17 protein-coding genes are annotated in these 21,150 nt (G+C 60.5%); 6 read left to right on the top strand and 11 right to left on the bottom strand.

Translation table 11 applies throughout. The annotated features are described in order from the left end of the window. The first annotated feature begins 16 nt into the window (after positions 1-16). The 4 genes from JOF48_RS14295 to JOF48_RS14280 all read left to right on the top strand — a co-directional run bounded on the left by JOF48_RS14295 (position 17) and on the right by JOF48_RS14280 (position 5,891). A complete protein-coding gene (locus tag JOF48_RS14295; RefSeq protein ID WP_209681712.1) occupies positions 17-820 on the top strand; it encodes an acyltransferase in 804 nt (267 codons plus the stop codon). A gap of 98 nt (positions 821-918) precedes the next feature. Then, a complete protein-coding gene (gene wecB / locus JOF48_RS14290) occupies positions 919-2,061 on the top strand; it encodes a non-hydrolyzing UDP-N-acetylglucosamine 2-epimerase (protein WP_209684581.1) in 1,143 nt (380 codons plus the stop codon). Between the two features lie 249 nt (positions 2,062-2,310). Next, positions 2,311-3,087, top strand: coding sequence for an acyltransferase (locus tag JOF48_RS20045; protein WP_209681710.1), 777 nt, complete (start codon positions 2,311-2,313; stop codon positions 3,085-3,087). A 566-nt stretch (positions 3,088-3,653) separates the two neighbouring features. Next, entirely contained in the window at positions 3,654-5,891 is a 2,238-nt protein-coding gene (locus tag JOF48_RS14280) for a putative transposase (RefSeq protein WP_209677061.1), read from the top strand. A gap of 51 nt (positions 5,892-5,942) precedes the next feature. On the opposite strand, the gene JOF48_RS14275 is transcribed toward JOF48_RS14280, so the two are convergent. From JOF48_RS14275 to JOF48_RS14235, 9 genes are all read right to left on the bottom strand, one after another. Beyond that, positions 5,943-8,714 (bottom strand): glycosyltransferase, encoded by a 2,772-nt coding sequence (locus JOF48_RS14275; protein ID WP_209681709.1) that lies wholly within the window; start codon positions 8,712-8,714, stop codon positions 5,943-5,945. Between the two features lie 116 nt (positions 8,715-8,830). Continuing rightward, entirely contained in the window at positions 8,831-10,123 is a 1,293-nt protein-coding gene (gene wecC / locus JOF48_RS14270) for a UDP-N-acetyl-D-mannosamine dehydrogenase (RefSeq protein WP_342591251.1), read from the bottom strand. Beyond that, positions 10,104-12,005: a glycosyltransferase family protein gene (locus tag JOF48_RS14265; protein ID WP_209681706.1), complete on the bottom strand. Its 1,902-nt coding sequence runs from the start codon at positions 12,003-12,005 to the stop codon at positions 10,104-10,106. The genes wecC and JOF48_RS14265 overlap by 20 nt, the downstream gene beginning before the upstream one ends. After that, on the bottom strand, positions 12,005-12,901 hold the full coding sequence (locus JOF48_RS14260; protein ID WP_245346551.1) for an ABC transporter ATP-binding protein: 897 nt from the start codon (positions 12,899-12,901) through the stop codon (positions 12,005-12,007). Before JOF48_RS14260 ends, JOF48_RS14265 begins: the two co-directional genes overlap by 1 nt. Continuing rightward, positions 12,888-13,775, bottom strand: coding sequence for an ABC transporter permease (locus JOF48_RS14255; protein WP_209681705.1), 888 nt, complete (start codon positions 13,773-13,775; stop codon positions 12,888-12,890). The genes JOF48_RS14260 and JOF48_RS14255 overlap by 14 nt, the downstream gene beginning before the upstream one ends. Next, on the bottom strand, positions 13,768-15,528 hold the full coding sequence (locus JOF48_RS14250) for a glycosyltransferase family 4 protein (protein ID WP_342591250.1): 1,761 nt from the start codon (positions 15,526-15,528) through the stop codon (positions 13,768-13,770). The genes JOF48_RS14255 and JOF48_RS14250 overlap by 8 nt, the downstream gene beginning before the upstream one ends. Next, positions 15,528-16,829, bottom strand: coding sequence for a glycosyltransferase family 4 protein (locus JOF48_RS14245; RefSeq protein ID WP_209681704.1), 1,302 nt, complete (start codon positions 16,827-16,829; stop codon positions 15,528-15,530). The genes JOF48_RS14250 and JOF48_RS14245 overlap by 1 nt, the downstream gene beginning before the upstream one ends. Beyond that, complete coding sequence (locus tag JOF48_RS14240; RefSeq protein ID WP_209681703.1) at positions 16,822-17,214, bottom strand: hypothetical protein; 393 nt, start codon at positions 17,212-17,214, stop codon at positions 16,822-16,824. The genes JOF48_RS14245 and JOF48_RS14240 overlap by 8 nt, the downstream gene beginning before the upstream one ends. Before the next feature lie 202 nt (positions 17,215-17,416). Next, positions 17,417-18,487 (bottom strand): LCP family protein, encoded by a 1,071-nt coding sequence (locus tag JOF48_RS14235; RefSeq protein ID WP_209681702.1) that lies wholly within the window; start codon positions 18,485-18,487, stop codon positions 17,417-17,419. Between the two features lie 153 nt (positions 18,488-18,640). Here JOF48_RS14235 and JOF48_RS14230 point away from each other — a divergent pair, with 153 nt between their 5' ends. Both JOF48_RS14230 and JOF48_RS19895 read left to right on the top strand, forming a co-directional pair. After that, positions 18,641-19,099 carry a DUF3515 family protein gene (locus JOF48_RS14230; RefSeq protein ID WP_209681701.1) on the top strand — a complete coding sequence of 153 codons (459 nt, stop codon included), beginning with the start codon at positions 18,641-18,643 and terminating at the stop codon, positions 19,097-19,099. Continuing rightward, positions 19,096-19,221 (top strand): hypothetical protein, encoded by a 126-nt coding sequence (locus tag JOF48_RS19895; protein ID WP_281067984.1) that lies wholly within the window; start codon positions 19,096-19,098, stop codon positions 19,219-19,221. Before JOF48_RS14230 ends, JOF48_RS19895 begins: the two co-directional genes overlap by 4 nt. Before the next feature lie 54 nt (positions 19,222-19,275). Here the strand turns inward: JOF48_RS19895 and JOF48_RS14225 are convergent, their stop codons facing one another. Continuing rightward, a complete protein-coding gene (locus tag JOF48_RS14225) occupies positions 19,276-19,833 on the bottom strand; it encodes a GIY-YIG nuclease family protein (RefSeq protein ID WP_209681700.1) in 558 nt (185 codons plus the stop codon). A gap of 121 nt (positions 19,834-19,954) precedes the next feature. Further along, the gene (locus tag JOF48_RS14220; protein WP_209681698.1) at positions 19,955-21,100 is read right to left on the bottom strand and encodes a methyltransferase; all 1,146 of its coding nucleotides are present in this window, start codon (positions 21,098-21,100) and stop codon (positions 19,955-19,957) included. Between the last annotated feature and the right edge of the window lie 50 nt (positions 21,101-21,150).

Genomic DNA, 21,150 nt, shown 5'->3' with positions numbered 1-21,150 from the left:
AACTACAATGACCACCTTGACCAGGCTCGAGGCGTACGAAGATGAGCGCGGCAACAAGATCGTCTACGACGGAATCATGGACCAGCAAATCCAGGTTCGATTTTCGGGATCCAACAACACACTGACGCTGCACCCGCAATCCTCACTCCATGCCCTAACCGCTCATTTTGATTGCGACAACGGCCAAGTAAGCATTGGCAGCACGCGTGGAGTCACACCCCTCAAGGCCTACATCCGGGTGGGACAAGACTCCACCGTCACCATCGGCGACAACGTGTCCAACAGCACAACCGTCACCATTTCCGCAGTCGAAGGAACCCACATCACGATTGGCAACGACTGCATGCTGTCGTCCCAGGTCGAGATTCGCACGGACGATGCCCACCCAATCTTTGACGTTCGCACGGGCAAGCGCAGCAACCCTTCACGCTCGATTCGCATTGGCAACCACGTCTGGCTTGCCAAGCGTTCGGCAGTGCTCGGGGGCGCATCCATCGCCGACGGTTCCGTCCTGGGGTTCGGCAGCATCTTGACAGGAAAGATCCCAAACAACTCCATTGCCGTCGGCACACCGGCAAAGGTCGTCCGCCGTGACGTCGTGTGGGAGCGCCCGCATCTGTCTCTGCGTGAACCGTTCTACAAGCCCGACTCCAGCAGCATCGAGAAGTCCGGTTACTGGGATCTCACCGATGAGGCCGAGCTTCTGGATCCTCAGCTCCCCATTAAGGCCAAAGGCAAGGAGACGAGATGGTTCGGAATCAGGATCCGATCACTTCGGGCCAAGGCTTGGAGGCTCCGACGGCGGCTCCTGGCACGCTGAACAGTGAGACGGCCCTCATCCAGTGGCACTCCGGCCTTTCCCGAGTGCAGTTTGGATTAGACTGGTCGCAGTCCATGTCCACTTTCACTGGGGGAATAATGCCCGTCATCATGCCGATCTACGGCACGCGTCCAGAAGCCATCAAGATGGCTCCGATTGTTGCAGCATTGAATGCATCAGAGGATTTCGACTGCGTCGTAACGGTAACGGGTCAGCATCGCGAAATGCTCGACCAGGTCAACGATCTGTTCGGCATCACCCCGGACCACGACCTGGACATCCTCCAGCACGGGCAGTCTCTTTCGGACATTCTCACCAGAACCATTAATGGCCTGGACAAGCTCTTTGCCGAGTCCAAACCGGATGCCGTCGTTGTCCAAGGCGACACCACCACGTCAACGGCCGGCGCCATCGCGGCTTTCTACCGTGGAATCCCCGTTGTGCATGCAGAAGCCGGCCTGCGCAGCCACAACCTCTTCTCGCCTTTCCCTGAAGAAGCGAACCGCAAGATCACCACCCAAATCGCAAGTCTCCACCTGGCGCCCACCAGCACCAGCAAGGCCAACCTCCTGGCCGAGTCCGTCAATGCCGCCGACATCGTCGTCACGGGAAACACCGTCATCGACGCGCTGCTGACAACGGTGGACAAGAAAATCCCCTTCACCGACCCGGCTCTTGAGGAACTTGCAGCCAGTGGACAGAAAATTCTGTTGGTCACCACCCACCGCCGCGAGAACCAGGGCGATGCCATGCGCGGTGTTGGCCGCGCGTTGGCCCGAATCGCAAAAGCCGAACCAGATCTCATGATTGTGCTGCCCATCCACAAGAATCCCGTCGTCCGGGATGCAGTCCTGCCGGCGATCGAGGGTCCGCCCAACGTCATGGTCACAGAGCCGCTCGCATACGGTGAATTTACACGTATGCTCTCGCTCGCCCATGTGGTCTTGACAGATTCCGGCGGAGTACAGGAAGAGGCTCCCAGCCTGGGCAAGCCTGTCCTGGTCATGCGAGAGAACACCGAGCGCCCTGAGGCCCTAGTGGCCGGCACAGTGAAACTCATCGGTACCGACGAAGAACGAATCGTTTCCGAAGTCAACCAGCTGCTTCATGACCCCGCACACTTTGACGCCATGGCCACTGCAGTCAACCCCTACGGTGACGGCAAGGCCGCAGCCCGCACGGTAGCCGCAATTGCACAACTGCTGGGCACGGGAAGGCGAATGGCGGATTTCGCTTCCTAGCACGCAATTGCCCACCTCTCACATTTCAAGTCGCAACCACTCCACAAACGACTTTGCATCAACCCTGTCGCAGACCCAGCGACTGCCACCGAATACCTGTCCGCATTCTGCCCTCAACGGGCATTATTTCACGGCCGATGACAACCCTAATCAACATGACATCTGCTGAGTCAATCTAGGTTTGCTTCAGTACGGGAATGTGCAAATGCCAGGTCATCCTAGCGACTGCGTCACTAGTAGACTCATGGGGTGAAGACCTTAACTGTACTTTCGAACTTCCAAGATGACTACGGCAACGTCATTGACTCTCCGACTGTGTTCGATCGCAACATATCAATCACTATTCGCGGAAAGAACAATCGTGTCCTGATTGATCGTGAGGCAAAGATTACGGGGCTAAGGCTCCAATTCGACTGCGACAACGGCACCTTGATTGTGGGGCCAAGCAGTAAGCATGGATTCAACATGTTCATTCGCATCGGACAAGATGCGACGGTTAAGTTGGGTGCGGACGTAACTACAACTGAGCGCTCCATCGTCAGCGCCGTTGAGGGGGCGAACGTCACCTTCGGCAATGACGTCATGATCGCAAGCGGAAACCACTTTCGAGCGGACGACAGCCATCCAATATTCGACATCTATTCTCAGAAACGGGTCAACCCTGTCAAGGACATAACCATCGGCAGCCACGTGTGGTTCGGCGACCAGGCTGTTGCCCTTGCCGGCGCCGTAGTAGGTGATGGATCTGTCATTGGTTTCCGCAGCATCGTCACCAATACAATCCCAAACAATTGCGTCGCGGTTGGGTCCCCGGCAAAGGTCGTGCGAAAGAATATTGCATGGGAACGGCCCCACCTGTCGTATGTCGCTCCACCCTACAAGCCTGATGCCAGCACCGTTGAGAAGAGCGAAGAATACTGGAATCCTACACAGGAACCGGCCCGTAGCCTGAGTCCTACTGACAGATTCGCACTCAACCTTCGGCGCCGGGCATGGCACGTGAGGCAGCGATTATTCAACAATTAGCCGATTAAGCCCCTAAGCGATACGTGACCAGCTTGGAAGCAGCATCGTGCGCGTCCCGTGACGTGAGGTGTTACAAGGATTTGAAACAATTGGTTAGCTACTTTTGGGCTAGGCAGTTGCGATTTGCGGCAGGCTTTGGGTATTGAATTTTGCCATGTGTTTAGCCGAGGCATTCGGTGTGTAACCTCGGCACTTCGTAGACACCGGATCTCATATCTTCGGTGACACCGGGGGTCATGAGTTTGCATGTCCTGTCTCAGCACTTCGTGGACACACGATCTCATGACATCGTGGACGTGATGTCTCATGACTTCGTGGACAGTTTGCTGGCAGGTGGCTCTGTCATGGTCGATGGATTGAACCGCCCCGGGTTTAATGGAGGGTGTTGATTCCTTGAAAGGATGGGCACCATGGCACCAGGCCTCCGGACATGGTCAGTGCGCGGTTTTTGTAGTTTGTTGAATTGCCGCGGTTCTTACTGCGGCTGAGGCTGTTAATTTCACGCCTGTTGTGAGATAATAAAGGCGTGATGATTTCTTGTGTGGGTGGGTGAAACAATGGTTTCAATGACTACCCAAACCGCCCTTCCCGTACTTCCGGACCTTGGCGCTGTGCTCATGGGCGAGCGTGCGGCCCTGCTGGAAAACGCCTCTGGTGGCAAGGTCTTCATTAACGGGCAGCTGGCCTATGTGTGGGGTGCGGGCCAGGACGGTCTGCGCCGGTTGGCGGCCTCTCAACTGGTCGATACCGGTGCCGCCCAGGTCAACGAGGTCGCCGCAGCTTTCGGCGTCAACACGGAGTCGTTGCGGCGCTGGCGCAAGTCCCTTGAAGGCACTGGCCTGATGGGCCTGGCACCGGTAAAGAAGGGACCCAAACGCCCTTCCCTGCTCACGGAAGCCAAAGCAGCAGAAATTCGTGCTATTCGTGCCGGCGGTTTGAGCCTGCGGGCCACCGCTGAAGCGACGGGGGTTTCCACCGACACGGTCCGGCGCGCCATGGCCATGACCACCACGGCAGAAACACCGACCACTGATGCTGCCCACGATTCTCTGGTACCCCTTGAAGCAGCGGGGCAGCGTGCACTGCCGCTCTTACCAGCCCCGGTGGCCCGCGATGCCGAGCGGGCCGCTGCCGGCCTGCTCGAGGCTGCAGCGCCTTTGTTTGCCCCGGCCGCCAACGTTCGCCACGCCGGCTTGTTCCTGGCCTTCCCCGCACTGGAATCCACCGGTCTGATCAGCTGTGCGAAAGAGGTGTACGGGGCGTTGCCGAATGGTTTCTACGGCCTCGAGACCGTCCTGATTGATAGCGTGCTGCGAGCACTGGCCGGGGAATCTAGGGCTGAGGGCGCGACGCGCTTTGACCCGGGTGAGCTCGGGCGGGTGTTGGGGTTGGATCGGGCCCCGGAAGTAAAAACCATCCGCCGCCGGATCAGCCAACTCGCCGAAACCGGCAAGGCCGGGGAACTGATTGCCGCCCTGGCCAAACACCATCTGACAGGCACCGGGCCTGGCGGGGAGGACCTGGCTGCGGTGCTTTATGTTGACGGGCACGTGCGCGCCTATCAAGGCACGAAAAAGATTGGGAAGATCTACTCCACGAGGCTCAAGTTCCCAGTCCCGGCGACCGAAGAAACCTGGGTCACCGACGCCCATGGTTCACCGGTCTTCGTTGTCATGGCCGCACCCGGCGCGTCCCTGGCCGCCGAACTGCGCGACCTCCTGCCCGAGCTGCGCACAGCCGTTGGGGATGACCGGCGCGTGTTGGTCGGCTTCGACCGCGGCGGCTGGTCACCGGCATTGTTCAAGCACATGGACTCAGCCGGTTTTGATGTGTTGACCTGGCGCAAAGGCGTTACGGAGGACATCAGCGAAGATCTCTTCACAGAGGTCACGCACACCGACGACCACGGGCAGAGACGCAAATGGTCGGTGGCGGACACGCTCGTTGATCTGCCCCTGGCAACGACCAAGACCAGCGGTGAAGTCTTCACGATCCGGCAGATCAGCAGGGTCGTGGGCACCACCGGTGACGGGAGCAGGCAAATCCATATCCTCACCACCGACCGGACCATGAGTGCCGGGGAGGTTGTGTATCGCATGGGCAATAGGTGGAGGCAGGAAAATCAGTTCCGCTACGCCCGGATGCACTTCGATCTTGACTCCCACGATTCCTACACCAGCACCGGTGACGATGAGGAGCGGATGGTGCCGAACCCTGCCAAGGCCAAGGCGTACCAAAAAGTCGTTGCCGCCCGGAATGCTCATGCCGAGGCCGCTGCGATCGCCGAGACGAACCTGATGGCGCTGAAAACCCCGGCAGAAGGCTCCACGGAACTGGCTGTCACGGTCACCAGCGCCATGCACAACCAGGCCATGGCACCGCTCTGGGACGCCGAAAACGCATTGATCGCGGCCGAGAAGGCTCACAAAGCCATTCCGGCAAAACTCCGTCTCGGGGAACTGAACCCGGGCCAGCAAGTCCTGGATACCGAGGTCAAGCTCATCCATACCGGCATCCGCATGGCCGCCTACAACACCGCGATGACCATCGCCCGCGAGATCCGCACCAACACCGGCTACCGGCGCGCCAGCCAGGAAGCCCACGCCCTCATGCGTCAGATATTCAACCAGCCCGGCGACATCGACACCACCAAGCCCGGCCTCCTCACCATCACCCTGGACCCGCTACCCACCAAGGCCAAAACCGCGGCCGCCGCCCAACTATGCGAGCACCTAAACAGCGCCGAAACTCGCTACCCCAGCACCGAGCTCATCCTGCGCTACAAAATCAAGAACACCACCTAGCACCCCACAGCAATTACCTCACCATGACCGGAGCCCTGGGTCCAGGCCATCTTAGAGTTGCTTGACAGCCTCAATGACACGTGCCGATGCAGACCCATCCAGATTCGGAAGCAGTGTCTTGAGTCGATCTTGATAGACAAGTGGAATCTTCCAGCCAGAGTCAGCTAGATCGTTCAAGCCGGACATGATTTCATCTACAGTAGCGGCCACAGGCCCAGCTCCATGATCTGAATAGCTAAACCAAGACTTCTTGAAAGTATGACCACCTTCATAAATGGAACCAGCGTCAAACTGATAGTAAACTACAGCGGCACCAGCAACCGCCGCTTCTATACCAAGTGACGAATAGTCAGTGATAACGATTTTTGAATCAGCAAGCGTTTCCTGTATCGAAATTTCCGAGAAGGGAACAACCTCAACAGTATTTCCGAAATTAAACACCTCAGCATAGGGACTCAGATGATCATGAAGAGCAAACATTGGCTTTAGCCCCTGAGTATTGATCCACATGATAAAATCGCTGTTTGTCAACAGATCTGCCCATGCTCGATAAAACTCACTACGGTGAAGAATATCAATTCTGGCAGTCTCGGTCTCCGAATCACGTAATTGATCCGCGAGGTCCTTTCGCCATGTCGGAACGATCATCAGTCGATCGCGCTCCGACATCGGGCTAGCCTGTGCAAGCATACTAAGGCGATCGTGTCGAGGGAAACCGGTCATGCTGATTTGGCGTCTCATTAGTCTATAGTGAGTTTCATCGGCGACGATCGATTCAACTTCTCCTGGGCTACAAGCCGCGACCAACGCTAGATTCTTGGTATTAATCCATCGCGAGATGTCATTCATTGTAATACCGTGCTGCAGGAAGATCCGCCGCGCACCGATTCCACCGTACTTCTTTCGATCGATCGGCTCATAAACATCAGTGTCCATATGGGAAGACAATATAAAAGCCGCCTTGAGAACAGCAGGGATAGCCGTCGGTTCACCATAGGGGATCAGTCTAAATCCCTCATCCGTGAGACGTTTCCAGTCTTTGGAGCTTCGACTGAGCATAAACCATGAGTTTATTTCAGGATGGTTGACCCTAGCGTAGCGGTAAAGATGTTCCGCATTATCATCAGCCCTATCGGGTCGATCCATAAATATCCAAGCACCTTGATATGCCCGATTATCCTTCGCAGCCAGCGTAGACTTGACGAACCTACGATTCCTTTTTCTATCGAAAGAGCTCCTCAGTGATCCCCCAACACGTTTAGCAGACCGTTTCAAGATCCGAATCTTTGCGTCCCGAACCGTGGTTCCACTAACCCAAGCTTCTTCGACTGCTTTGGTCTGCAAGATTGCGGTTGCTGCTCGGACTCTCCCCGTGACGAGCCTTGGGCTGAACGATATGGTTGACATGCGATTCAAACTTTGACGGAATTCAGCCACCTCTTCGTGTGGCGATACTACTGCGGTTCCAGGGAGCAGCACGAGGCGCTTCGGAACGTTTGATTTGAAACTCGGAATTCGATTGAAAGCGGGGACTTTCGTAATTATGGATCGTTTACCACCAAGACGTATTTCGATATTAGTATTGGCTGGCAGCGCCAGAATTCGTTCATTCATAAGGTGCCGACCGAATAAATCATGTCGGATCGACTTAGAATAGATTGCCTTTACACGCCTGCCATTTGAATAGAATTTCTCCCTGGGCATCTTTCCCTTGTAGGAGTACACATACTTCTGGGCTGAAAGCTTCTTCTCAACGCCGCCCCACTGATAGACGACACTCTTGTTCGATTCAACCCACGCTTCGTCTTTGAAGTATCGAAGCAGACCTTCGGACAGATACCAGCCAAAATTCCTAATCGGAAAATTTCGTAACGTTGAGGCCTCTATTAGTTTAAATATTTCATCAAGCGTCTCCCAAAAATCATCCAGAACTTTCTCGTCCAGAGACGCAAAGGGATTCTTCCAGCTTCGGTCTGCAGTGAAGTACCAGTAGAGACCATATAGAACCATGTTCTGGGCCCAAACGGGCGTGTATCCAAGCTGATCAGTTACATAGCGCAACATACCCAAGTGACCATATTTTGGTTCATGCGTGAACTTTTCTGTTTTTGTCCAGGCCGTGTCGATCAACGAGGTGCCGTCACTTCGTTTCCGATAGTAGTACCTCGCGCTGGCGACCAGTCCAAGCACTGGCTCACTAAAATGTGACAGGTAACGACCATTAAAGTCCGCATCTTCAAACCCAGGCCTAACCTCGCCGTTGAAGCGCAAGCCATTGTCATCGACAATATCCCGGCGGACTATGGTGGAGTGTCCACCCAAATGGACCACGTGGGGTTCGTCAATCAGACTTACTAGACGGTCACCGCGCTTATATTTCCACCCTAGAGGGTGATTGTCTATCGTCAGTCCTTTGTCTTCGAGAAATATAACCGATCGTGAGGAGAGCATGGAGGCGCTACCATACGAGTCGCGGATGTCAAATTCTGATAGCGCATTAAAATAGTCCGGATGTAGCACATCGTCGGAATCTACAAATGCGATCCAACGGCCCGAAGCTGCGGATATCCCGGTATTTCTGGCGGCAGAAACACCAGCATTCTCTTGAGAGAGAAGTTTCACAGTGAAACGAGTATCCGCTTTCCACTCACGCGCTATTTTGAATGATTCATCTGTTGATCCATCATCAACAATGATAATTTCGAGCTTTTCTGGCGCAATGGTCTGACTATCCAACGATCGATAAAGATCTTGCGCGTAGGTCTCATTATTATATACCGCTAATACAATACTAAATTGTATCGCACTTTCACTTGATTTCATCTTTATATAATCTCTTTTCATCGAATCCGAAAGTAAGGCCAGCTCAGGTCCGACATAATTTTACTAAAAGCTACCGAAACGCAATTATGAATGGATATTCGGCTATTGCTCGGCAATTATTCATTGTCGCGAATGTGCCAGAAGCCGCGGGTGTCCACGACGTGCTTGCCTGCAAGGGTTGCAGTGTCGATTTCACGGAACTTGTCGTGGTCGACCAGCAGGGCCACCACGTCAGCGGCGGCGATGGCTTCCTCAGCCGTTGCCGAGGTGATGTTTGTAAAGCCCTCGAGTTTCTTGGGCAGCACCTTGGAGTGTGGCGTCACAACGAGGATCTTGGCGTCCGGCCGCTGTGTGGCCAGCTTGTGGACGATGTCCACGGCCGGCGATTCGCGCATGTCATCAATGTTCGGCTTGAAGGCCAGGCCGAGGGCGGCAATTGTGGGCGCGCCGTTGCCATCGAGCGGCTCAAGGATCTGTTCCACAACGCGCTGCGGCTTGGAGTCGTTGACCTCACGGGCGGTGCGGATTAGGCGTGCGTTCTCTGGATCGGCGGCGACAATGAACCACGGGTCAACTGCAATGCAGTGCCCGCCAACGCCGGGACCCGGCTGCAGGATGTTCACGCGGGGGTGGTGGTTGGCCAGCTCGATGAGCTCCCAGACATCCACACCCAGGTTCTTGCTGACGACCGAGAGCTCGTTGGCGAAGGCGATGTTGACGTCGCGGTAGGCGTTCTCAACCAACTTGGAGAGCTCGGCAGTGGTGGCGTCCGTTTCCAGGATCTCGCCCTTGCAGAAGACCTTGTAGAGGGCAGTTGCTGCAGCGGCGGCGCCGGCGTTGAGGCCGCCGACGATCCTGTCGTTGGTGACGAGCTCGATCATGACACGGCCGGGGAGGACTCGCTCCGGGCAGTGCGCAAAGAGAACGGCTGGGCGGCCCTCGGAGCCGTCCAGGCTAAGGTCGGGGCGGGCCTCCAGCACGACCTGGGCCATGTGGGCCGTGGTCTGGGGCGGGGAGGTGGATTCGAGGATGATCAGCTCGCCGCCGCGCAGCTGCGGGGCGATGGCGCGTGCTGCGTCCTCGATGTAGCTGAGGTCAGCCGACTTGTCAGCCTGGAACGGCGTGGGGACGGCGACGATGAAGGCATCCGCAGCCGGGGTTTCCTTCTGTGCGCGCAGGAAGCCCTGGGCGACTGCCCCGGCAACGCTGGTGCCGAGGTCGGGCTCCACGAAGGGCACCTCGCCACGGTTGACGGCCTCGACGGTGGCGGAGGAAACGTCTACGCCGATGACCTTCAGGCCATTGGTGGCCAGGATGGCGGCGGTGGGCAGGCCGATGTAGCCCAAGCCAATAACGGCAACGGTCTCAATGCCGGCTGCTTTTGCTGATTCAAATGTCGGTGTGTTCACTGGGATCCCCATAGAATTTTAGGTCGCCGGATGCGAGTAGTTCGGCGTCTTCCACTTGCCAGGTATGGCCGTCGCCGGCACGCACCTGGTAAAAATTGAAACGGTCAGCAGAGTAGATCTGCATCCCTGATTGTCCTGCATTGCGCAAGAACCCGGTGTCCTCCCCCAGCCCGAGGGCAGGAAACGGGTTGGCAATGAAAGTCTCCTTTGCCGCCACGATGGTTGGCCCCATGACAAAGTCAGTGTACCTGTGCTCCTTATGGCCAAAGCGCAGGATGGTGGCCTTGGACGACTCCAGGTGCATGTAGTGCGCCTGCTTGCCGACGATCTGGGCCCGTGAGTAATCCAGGGCAAAGATCTGGTCGGAGAGGTAGTCGACGCCGTAGTGGTCGTCGTCGTCCATCTTGGCGAGCACATCACCGTCGGCTGCTGCCACGCAGCGGTTCAGGCACTCCCCCAGGGAGACGTCGCGGCCGGCGGTCAGCAGGGCGACGTTTGGCACGTTGTACTGCTCCTGCAGCTTGCGCAGCCGGTCCTGTTCAAGCTCAAAGCCGTGGGTGAGCAGGACGAGCTGGGTTTCGATGCCGTTCTGCGAGGCAGCGGTGCGGAACACGTTTTCGATCTGCTGCGGGCGGATTGTGGGGACAAGCGCAGATGCGGTGGGACGGGCCATGCCGGAAGCGCGCCCGGGCAGGGCGCTGGCGAGGACACTTTCCACGCGGTGGGCGTAGGTGTGTTCCTGCCAGATGCGGCGCTGGGCCAGGTGTGCCGTCCGGTCATTCAGCTCGGCGTTCTTCACGAGCGCCCGGCTCTGGTGCGCAGCAGATTCGCGTGTTTCTGCAACGGGGACCTCGTCCTCGGTGAAGAAGTTGCGGATGGCGGCGCTGGGGGTGGTGATGACAGGTGTGCCGGCGGCGGAGATCTCAAAGATCCGGCGCGCGCACATGCTGGCGGAGTCAACCACCGAGTTGACGTTGAGGAAGACCTTGTACGCCTTGTAGGCGGAGAGCATCTGCGGATACGTCAGAGAACCGACCACGCGCGAGTCAAGGGGTGCCGGGAACTGGTACTCCGGGCTGCCGCCGAGCTGGCGGGAGAAGATCTCCAGGCCCGTGTCCATCTTGCTGGAGGCGTCCATGACACCGTTGAGCAGAAGGTCCATCTGCTCGCGGCGCTCGGGGTACTTGTGGGCGAAGTACATGCCGCCGAAGGCGACGTCGCGCTTGTGCCAGCCCTTGGCGGGGCGGACGGGGTTGTGGACTGCAGGCTGTGCTGCGAAGGGCAGCACGTCGATGCGGTCGTGGCCGAGGTCCCGGCGGTAGCTTTCAATGCGTCCCTCATCCGAGGTGAAGACGACGTCGAAGAGCTTGGCGGCAGGGAGGAAGTCGTCGTAGTGCGGCGGGTCCTCCTTGTTCCAGAAGACCGTGGGGATGCCCTGGGCCTTGCAGGCGGCGAGCATGTCAATGAAGGGCTGTGCCGGGCCGTCATCGCTGGCGATCTTGCCGCGCCACAGGCGCTCGTTGCCGGCCCATGCGGACTCGATAAAAACCAAGTCCAGGCCGTCGAGCTGCTGTGCCCAGGCGGCGGGGTCAAGGGCTACGGCGTTCCATTCAAAGCGGAAGGCCATGGCGGAAAAGTCGTCGAGGATGACGCCGACCTTGAGGTCGTTGCGGCGGGCCTCCCCGGTGGGGATGTCTGCCGGGGTGAAGGACAGGTGGCGCTTCTTGCCGCGACCCACCCATCCGCCTTCAACGCCCTGGACGCTGGTTGGCGCGGCAAAGCCGAGGTCCACGCGCCGGCGGGCCTGCCATTCCTTCAGCTGCTCCGGGCCGCCGGAGCGCAGGTGCCACAGTGCGGTTTTTGCTTCGTTGACGGTGTACATCAGCGCACCACCTGCGCACTCCGGCTGGATTCCGGGGCGTTGACGACGTTGACCATCTCAAGGGAGGAACGCAGTTCCGCCCGCAGTTCGAAGGCAGAGTTGTTGTTGCCCTTGGCGAGCAGCTTGGTGAATTCCATGTATTTCTTGGTGACTTCCTTGGGCTCGCCATCCATGATGAGGTCGCCCTTGTCCAGCCACACGACGCGTCCGGTCATGTCCTTGATGGTGGTCAGGCTGTGGCTGACGAGCAGGACGCAGCCTGCCTTTTCGCGCAGCTCATCCATGCGGCGCTTGCTGCGGGCGGCAAACTGGGCGTCACCCGTGTTCAGTGCCTCATCGACCAGGAGGATCTCCGGGTTGCCGCAGGCGGCAATGGCGAAGCGCAGGCGCGCGCCCATGCCGGAGGAGTAGGACTTCATGGGCAGGTGGATGGACTTCTCCAGGCCAGACACTTCCACGATCTCATCGAAGCGGGCTTCGATCTCCTCCATGGTCAGGCCCATGGCCAAACCACCCAGAATGACGTTCTGGTCACCGGCGAGTTCCGGGACGAGGGCGGCGTTGACGCCGAGCATGATGGGCGTGCTGGTGGCGTGGATGGCACCGCTGGTGGGGCGCACCTGTCCGCTGACCAGCTTCATGAGCGTGCTCTTGCCGGATCCGTTGCGCCCGATGACGCCGACGGATTCGCCGCGGCGCACGATCAGCGACAGCTCGTTCAGGGCGTTGACCGTGACGGTGTTGGGGTTGGGCTTGATGCGGCGCAGGAACTTCCAACCGAGGCTTGGCGTCTTGGCCTGCTCTTCGGTGGAGATGACCTTGTATTTCATGGCGACGTTCTCGGCCACGACACAGGGGTCCGCGAGCACGCCGGGCACAGTGCTATCCCCTGACATAGGACTCCTCCGCCCGCCAGAAAAAGACCATGCCAATGACAAGCACCAGGGAGGCCCACGCGGTCAGCATGGCCCATGACGAAAGAGATGGCGTGACCCCGTACAGGACCGAGTCACGGGTGATGTCGATGATGATGAACATGGGGTTGGCTTCCATGAGCCTCAAGATGGTGGGGTGGTCCTTGAAGCGGTCCAGGGAGTAGAACACCGCGGACAAGTACATGACAAGGCGCAGGAAGAACGGCAGAAGGTGCGTGATGTCATTGACCTTGGAGATCATGCGGGCAAGGATCAGGCCGACGCCGAGGTTGAAGGCAAACTGCAGCACCAAAACCGGCAGCAGCAGCAGCCAGCGCCAGGTGATGGGCTCTGCCGGCGGAACGACCAGGACGATCAGCAGCATGGCGATGAGCATCGGCACGTTGCCAAGGAATTCACGCAGGTTTACGCCGATGGGCAGGGCGGCACGGGGGAAGCTGAATCCCTGCACAAGCGCCTTGTTTTGCTGCATGGACCGTGCGCCGCTCATGATGGCACCGGAGGTTATCTGGTACATGAACACGCCGATGACCAGGTAGCCGATGAAGTTGGGGATGCCCTTGCTGGTGTTCAACAGCAGCCCAAACACCAGGAAGTAGGTCAGGCCGTTGAAGATCGGGTTGAGGATCAGCCACGCACTGCCCAGCTTGTCGCGACGGGTGCCGCTCTGGATCCGGGCACGTGCGTCATAGTACGTGAACTGGCGGAAGTCCCACAGCTGGACCAGGTAGTCCAGAAACTTGGGGCGCGCGCCCACCCTTTTCAGTTTGCTCAGGTCCACGGGGACGTCATGTACTGCAGCAGGCTGTGGCAGCTGCCCTACAGCTTCAGTCATGCGTTCCACTGCGACTTTCCAACGACAACTTAACTGCTTTCTTGTACTCCGCGCTGTAGGCAGCAGCATTGGCCGCCCACGTGCGGGTCTCCAGTACACGGCTGCGACCGACCGCACCCAGGCGCTTTCTCAATTCCGGATCCGTTAACAGCCCAGACAAAACCGTGGCCAAGTCCGCGGGATCATCCGCAGCACTCAGCCTGCCGTTAACGTTGTCCTCAACTATCTCACGGAGCGCGGGCAAATTGCTTGCCACGACCGGACGGGCACTGGCCAGGGCTTCCACCGGCTTGAGCGGGGTCACGGCCCGGGTGACCGCCAGGTCTTTCCTGGGGACAACGAAAATATCAAGCGCCGCATGGTAAATCGGCGTGGATTCGCGGGGAACCCGGCCGGTGAAGATGACCTTGTTCGACAGGCCGAGGCGTTTGGCCTGGTCCTGAAGTGACGGGGCTGATGTGCCGCTTCCCACAATCAACAGGCGTAACTTGGGGAAGTCCGGGGACAAAATTGCGAAGGCGTCCAGAAGGTCGTCCATGCCCTCGTAGTCAACGAGCGAGCTGACGGTGCCAATGTAGGACAGGTCCGGATCGAGCCCCAGGGTTGACCTGGCCTGCACGTGGTTCTTGGGCTCCCCGAGGAATTCCCCGCCCACGGCGTTGGGTGCCAGCAGCACCTTTTCCGCCGGGATGCCCGCGGCCACAATGCTGTCCTTCATGGTCTCACCCAGGGTGAAGACGGAGCTGGCTGCGTTCATGACCGATGCTTCGCGGGCCTGGAATTCAAGGTAGCGCTGGCTTTCCTTGGCTGCGTCGGCGCGGGTGGATGCCCAGGTGTCGGCCAACTGGCCGCGGACCTCATACACCCACGGGATGCCGAGGGCGCGAGCGACAGCGTCCACGACAAGCCCGTTGGCGAAGTGCGTGGTGGTGTGGAGGACCTCGGGCCGGAATTCCAGGGCGGCGCGAAGGAGCTCTTCCGCTTCCTGCTGCATGCGGGCGTCAGCGGTGGCAGCCATGCGCGGGGGCAGGAGCCGCTGGTAGGTGATGCCGTCAACGACATCCTGTTCCTCCGCGAGCACCTTGCCGACCTGGACGGGGTACCCGAGCCGGGTCACGGCCAGGACGTCCCAGCCGGCGTCGCGCTGTGCCGCCATGATGGAGTGGCTGCGCTGGGCGTAGCCGCTGGCGGTGTGCGGAAGCGAGTTGGTCAAGAAGTGCAGGACCCGTCCGGGCACGGGAACCATGTGGACTGACGGCAGCAGCGGGGTCCAGCCCGAAAAAGTCTTCAGCTCTCCAGCAAGGCGGTCGTGGTGCCTGCCCAGGCTCCCCCGCTGGCCGGCGAGGGCGGCAACGGCGCCTGACATGTCGCCGTCGTACCATTTGCGGCGGGCCACCGTGGCGGGCAGGCGTGCGCTGCCTGCGGCCGCGGGCAGGAACTGGTCCGCCCACTCGGGCTGCCCGGCGGCGAGGGCGATGTCTGCGGCCAGGCGGGCGCGGTTGCCGGAGACGCCGTTGGCGCGGGCCGACTCAAGGCGCCGTTCCAGGCCGTTGCTGTCGCCGGCGACATGCGCTGCGATCAGGGCAGCGGGTGCGGTGGATGAGGGCATCGCCTTGCAGACGGCCTTGGCGGCGGGCTGGACGATCTTGGCGGGCAGTCGGCGGGACAGCTGCAGCACGAGCACCACGGGATCATCTGAAACATGCCTGAGGGCGGTTGTCGCCGCCAGCGAGAAGTTTTTCAACAACCCCACTAAACAGCACTCCTTTCACGGACCAGGCCCTCAATGGCCTCCATGTATTGTGTGGCCAGCATGGGGTAGTTGGCGTTCTTGCGGACCCACTCGCGGCCGCTGGTGCCGGCCTGGAGGCGGCTGCGGTCGGCGGCGAGTTCGCGCCAGAGCTGGGCGATGGCCTCGGCCTTCCAGGCGACGACGTCGCCGCACTCGGCTTCCTTGACGATGCGGGCAGCTTCGCCGCGGACCACTGCCGTCACGTGCCGGCCGATGGACATGACTTCATAGGTCTTGGACGGCACCGTGGCTTCAAAGGACTTCCAGTCGTCACGCAGGGAGACGATGCAGGTGTCCGCCTTCTCGTAGCGGTCCAGCACGTCCTTGCCGTGGAGGGAATCGTGGAAGATGACGGGTGCGTTGAGTTCGGCCGCCAGCTCCATGAGGCCCGGGCGCTGGGTGCCGTGGCCGACCATGTGCAGGACCATGGAGTCGCCGACCAGGGCGCTGGCCCGGATGACTACGTCCAGCCGCTGGCTCTCGCCGTGGTTGCCGAGGTACAGGGCCTCAAAGATTTCGCGATCCATCGGGGGCGGGTCAAAGACCGGAACGGAGTCCAGGTCCAGGCCGTTGCTGACGGTGACCACGTTTTTCACGCCGCGGGCCCTCAGGGTTTCGGCGAAACCTTCCGTCACGGAGACGACCATGTCCGCCCGCAGCTGGATTGCTTCGACGACGCGCTCCACCAGGCTCTTGACGCTGCCCTTGACGATGCGGGCATCGCGGGCCAGGTCCGGCCAGGCGTCGCGCATTTCGACTATGAGCGGCACACGGCGCGCCTTGGCCACGATGTAGCCGGCGACCATGATGGGCAGGCTGGGGGCCGTGACAATGACGACCTCCGACTTGCGCCACATCAGGCCCGCAGGAACCGACATGGCGGCTGACACCAGCTGGTCCATGAGCCGGGCGACGTGGGAGTTGCCGCTGTGGGGTATGTAGGGGGCACGCTTGATGCTCTCGCCCAGGGGTCCCTGCTGGCCTCGAAAGGGGCGTCCCGCCAGTGATGTGGGGAGGGTGCGCTTGCCCAGCGGAAAGTGGGCCACGGGGGCTACGACTTCCACGTTCCAGTTGGCCTTGCGGAATTCACGGATGAGGGTTGTCCAGCGCCGCTGCGGCGGACTGTTCTCCGGCCAGTATGAGTGGATCATGAGCATGATGCGCAGTGGCTTGCCCCGGCCTGCGGGCCTGCCGGATGATTCGGCATCCTTGGCGGGCGTCCGTGTGGCGGCGCGCTTTTGCGCGCGGACCTTGTCAAGCATCTGAGGGCTGCTTTTCTGCCGCCGGTGCCTTGGCGGGGTCCGCTTGCGCCGCCTTTTCAGCCTTTTCGGCCTGGGTGGACGGCGTGGGGCGGCCGGAATGTCCCATCAGCTTGAAGTAGCCGACGCCAAGGACGACGAGCAGCACAATCATGATGAGTTGGACGTAGAACGGGCTGCCCTCGGGTGCCGTCTTGGGCGTGGCCGTGCGGGTGGACTCGTAGGTGGCCTTGCCGGGTGTGGGTGCCGCCTGCTGCGGGATGGATGCCCGGGCGGATGACGCCTGGACAGCTGCGTGGCTGCTTGCGGGAATCCCGGAGGGGCCGGAGTGCCCGGCATTGACGGCCAGGACCGGTCCGGCAAGCAGAAGGCTCCAGAGGGCCGCCATAACGACAGCCGCCAAGGCAGCGGCAGGCCACCTGCGGGTGAGCATTAGCCCCAAGTTTTCCCCTTCATCCACAAACACCCCGGCCACGACGTGGCCGCAGAAAGTACGAGCGTTGGACTGTCAGCAGCGAGAATCTATCAAACCGCGAAGTCCGAACACGTTATTATCGCATATTTCCACGGCCGCTTCCGGGAAGGAGGGATCAGCCGAGACCGTTTTGGGAGAGGTATGACACGAGCGAATCTTTGGTGAGTGCATCTGCGATGCCCTGCACGGCGGCATCGTCCTTGATAACAATGGACTGGCCGTCCGCACTGGTTCCGGTGCCAAGATTTGGCAGCGTGAAAGAGATCACATTTGCGCTGCGGACGTCACGAAGGCTCAGCGCGAGGGCGCCGAGGGTTCCTGCATCCAGGCTCTCATCCACGGAAATGTACGGGGAGACCTGGCCGACCAACTCGCTGATTTTCATGGGATTGGTCAGCGTCGCCGGGGTCAGCACGGTGTTCATGACTGCCTTGAGGAAGAGCTGCTGGTTGCGTACGCGCTGGTAGTCGCCGTCGGCGAAGGAGTAACGTTCGCGGACAAAGGCGAGCGCCTGGTCTCCGTTCATCTTCTGCGGGCCCGCTGCGAAGGTGTGGTTGCCGTGCGATGTGGTGAACGGCACGGTGACCGGGACCGTGACGCCGCCCAGGGCGTCCGTGATGGCCTTGAAGCCCTCGAAGTCCACGATGGCGACGTGGTCGATGCGGTTCTGGAACATGCCCTCGAGCGTCTGGACCACGAGCGGGACGCCGCCGTAGGCCATGGCCGCGTTGATCTTGGCCTCGCCGAAGCCGGGGATGTCAACCCAGGTGTCGCGCATGATGGACATCATGGTGACGTTCTTGCGGTTGGCCGGGATGTGGACCCACATCATGGTGTCGGAGCGCTGGTCGGAAGCCTGCCCGCCTTCTGCCATGTCCACGCCGTCGCCGCGGCTGTCGCTGCCGAGCAGCAGGATGTTCTTGGCGCCGGTTGAGGCTGGTGCCGGGCGGCTGTCCTCCTTGGGGAAGACCTTTTCCTTGGTGATGGTTTGTGCACCGCTGTTGAAGTCGCTGGCGAGCTTGGCCACGAAGAAGGTGGCGACCAAGGCCGCGATGACGAAGAGGCCAAGAAAAAAGAAGAGGACGTTGCGTGCGGTCTTCTTCTTTTTGGGTTCTTGGCTGCGGTTCTGGCGTCGCGGGCCGTGTCCGGGCGCGCCGGGGCCGGCCGCATCGAGGAGATCAGTCATATGTTTCATGGTGCCATGGTTTTCTGGACGATTGCTGCGTGGCGGCTGAATGTCCACGGCTTTCTTGTTTTTCGGCGTGGCCGCGCCCGGAGCGTGTTCGCTGCCCGCCCCAGGGCCGGGAGGTTCCCAGCTTCACCGGATAAGCTTCTAGGCATGCCTTTGATTTCTCGTTCCTGGCGGATTGCTGTGCCTTTTGCGGCCGCCGCCCTGCTGGTCCTGACCGCCTGCGCCCCCACCGTGACGATCGATGCAGCCGCCGATGCCAACAACCCGGCCTGCGCACCCATGATGGTGGCCCTGCCGGATTCCCTGGCCGAAGCCAAGCGCCGCACCACCACGAGCCAGGCGACGGCGGCATGGGGCGAGCCGTCCGTGGCCGTGCTGCGCTGCGGTGTCACGGTGCCCGGTCCGACGACAGACAAGTGCGTCACCATCAACGGCGTGGACTGGGTCATGAAGGAGACGGAGAACAATTCGTGGACGTTCACGACGTACGGGCGCAACCCTGCCACCGAACTGATCCTGTCCGAGAACAAGATCCCGTCCGACACGGCCCTGACCCAGATCTCCGCCGCGGCGGCAAAGATCCCCTCGACCGGCGGCTGCCTGTGATCTGGCCAAGCACCGACGTTGACGATCTGTTGGATGCCGTGGTTCCGAAAGCCCAGGAACAGGAATTCGACGACTGGGAGCAGTTGCTCACGAAGCCTTCCGACACTTTTGTGAGCAACTGAGCCCGTCACAACGTAAGGGCCCCGGCCCATACTATTTTCCTGGCATCCGCGCGGCTACCGTCCAGCGTGGTTGCGTGCCGGTTTGCCGGTCTTGGTTCGACAGACTTGGGCGATTCCAGCACCGCACTTCGCACACTTCCTGTTCAGGTCTTGTGTCACTTGCAGTTGTCGCTCTAATTCCCAATAGAATTCTTCGGTTGAGGGTGCACCGATGTCTTTGAGCAGTCCTTTTACCGCTTCAGGATGACTTCTAACTACCCGGTACCACGCCGGAAAAACCACCGGAGAAACCCCAAACTCGGAGTGCATGGCGCCGATGAACCGAGATTCTGTCCTGGGGCCTCCGACCCCGGAGTTGTACAGCTCAAATCCCCCCGCGCGGAGCCTGGCGATCTCAAGAATTTCGGCATAGTCGAGTTCGTTCTGGTCGTCGTAGTACGCGAGGATCTCTTTCCTGAATGCGGATTCCCCGTGTTCTTGAATCGCTTGGGACATCAAGTCACCGCTGCCAAGATATTTTGAAACACTCCGCTCATCCAGACGGCTAGATTGGCCGACATAGACCCAGCCGTCATCCACATTTCGTGTGAGGTACAAATATCCAGCAGCCATGGGAACTCCTCGTTGAAATTCAATGCCCTGCGACAAACTCCAAGAATTTCAGGGTCACGATCTGGCGATCCGTTAACTACATCACAGTCTTCACTGCTTCACAGAGCACACCACGGCCTGGCTAACTCCGTGCCGCCAGCTTCCACAGCGAGGTGACCTCGCGGGAGCGGGCGTCGAAGAAGGGGTCGCTGCGGTCCATCGAGCGCGGGTGGCGCGGTTCGGTGTCCAGCTTGTCCCTGACCTCGAGGCCGGCGTTGGCGATCCACTGCAGCAGCTCGTCGCGGGAGCGCAGGCCGAGGTGCTCGGCCAGGTCCGAGATGATCAGCCAGCCCTCTCCCCCGTGAGCCAGGTGGGCCCGCAGGCCGGTAATGAACGCCTTGAGCATGCGGCTCTTGGGGTCGTAGACCGCATTGTCCAGAAGCGTGTTGGCGGTGCCGGGCAGCCACGGCGGGTTGCAGACAATCAGCGGCGCCTTGCCGTCCGGGAACATGCTGACCAGGGTTGGCTCGACGATGCCGTCCAGGCCGAGGCTGGCCAGGTTTTCCCGGGCGCATGCAATGGCCCGGGGTTCGGTGTCGGTGGCGATGACCTTCTTGACCCCGCGCTTGGCCAGGATGGCCGCGAGGACGCCGGTGCCGGTGCCGATGTCGAAGGCCAGCTCCGTGGATGGCAGCTCCGCCCGGTCCACGAGTCCCAGGTACTCGCTGCGGATGGGGGCAAAGGTGCCGTAGTGGGGATGGATGACCGCGTCCAGCTCCTCCACAAAGACGCCGTTGCGGCGCCACTCAAAGGCGCCGACGGCGCCGAGGACATCCTGCAGCGGCGTGACGGTTGCCTCCGCGACGTCCCCTGCCGCGGCAGCCCAGGCCTGTGCCACGTCCGGCGCCCTTCTCAGGGCGACTGCAGGGCCGGGCTCCAGCGGGACCAGCAGCAGCCCGAGCATCCGTGCCCGCTGCGTCCTCCCCTGGCGGTAGCGGTAGAAGGCCTTGGCGACATCCTCGCCGTCGTGCCTGGAAAAGGCGGGCAGGCGGCGGGCCATGGCCGAGAGCAGCTGGCGGGCGTTGTGGTAGTCGCCCTGCCACAGCATGGCGGTGCCCTGCGCGGCGAGGCGGTAGGCGTCGTCGGCGGTGAGGGAGTCATCCACGGCGGTGACGTTCCTGGGCGCGGCGGCACCGCCGGCGGAGAACCAGCGGGCGGTGTGCTCGGCGCCGTCGCGCATCCAGCTCACGGTGGGGGCGGACTGCGCGGTGGACGGCTCGGTGCTCATGGGCGGAAGGGCTCCTTGGATGGCCTGTCTGGGGTGCTGTGCCGGCGGAA

This window comes from Arthrobacter stackebrandtii (genome assembly GCF_017876675.1).
Taxonomy (GTDB): domain Bacteria; phylum Actinomycetota; class Actinomycetes; order Actinomycetales; family Micrococcaceae; genus Specibacter; species Specibacter stackebrandtii.
This window is presented reverse-complemented; position numbering and strand designations above follow the sequence as displayed.

Bases quoted from the DNA above. Each gene is read 5' to 3' on its own strand.
- JOF48_RS14275 (WP_209681709.1), bottom strand. From the start codon at position 8,714: ATGAAATCAAGTGAAAGTGCGATACAATTTAGTATTGTATTAGCGGTA.
- JOF48_RS14220 (WP_209681698.1), bottom strand. From the start codon at position 21,100: ATGAGCACCGAGCCGTCCACCGCGCAGTCCGCCCCCACCGTGAGCTGG.
- JOF48_RS14260 (WP_245346551.1), bottom strand. From the start codon at position 12,901: ATGTCAGGGGATAGCACTGTGCCCGGCGTGCTCGCGGACCCCTGTGTC.
- JOF48_RS14230 (WP_209681701.1), top strand. From the start codon at position 18,641: ATGCCTTTGATTTCTCGTTCCTGGCGGATTGCTGTGCCTTTTGCGGCC.
- JOF48_RS14235 (WP_209681702.1), bottom strand. From the start codon at position 18,487: ATGACTGATCTCCTCGATGCGGCCGGCCCCGGCGCGCCCGGACACGGC.
- wecB (WP_209684581.1), top strand. From the start codon at position 919: ATGCCCGTCATCATGCCGATCTACGGCACGCGTCCAGAAGCCATCAAG.
- JOF48_RS14245 (WP_209681704.1), bottom strand. From the start codon at position 16,829: ATGCTTGACAAGGTCCGCGCGCAAAAGCGCGCCGCCACACGGACGCCC.
- JOF48_RS14225 (WP_209681700.1), bottom strand. From the start codon at position 19,833: ATGGCTGCTGGATATTTGTACCTCACACGAAATGTGGATGACGGCTGG.
- JOF48_RS14280 (WP_209677061.1), top strand. From the start codon at position 3,654: ATGACTACCCAAACCGCCCTTCCCGTACTTCCGGACCTTGGCGCTGTG.
- JOF48_RS14255 (WP_209681705.1), bottom strand. From the start codon at position 13,775: ATGACTGAAGCTGTAGGGCAGCTGCCACAGCCTGCTGCAGTACATGAC.
- JOF48_RS14265 (WP_209681706.1), bottom strand. From the start codon at position 12,005: ATGTACACCGTCAACGAAGCAAAAACCGCACTGTGGCACCTGCGCTCC.
- JOF48_RS14240 (WP_209681703.1), bottom strand. From the start codon at position 17,214: ATGGCGGCCCTCTGGAGCCTTCTGCTTGCCGGACCGGTCCTGGCCGTC.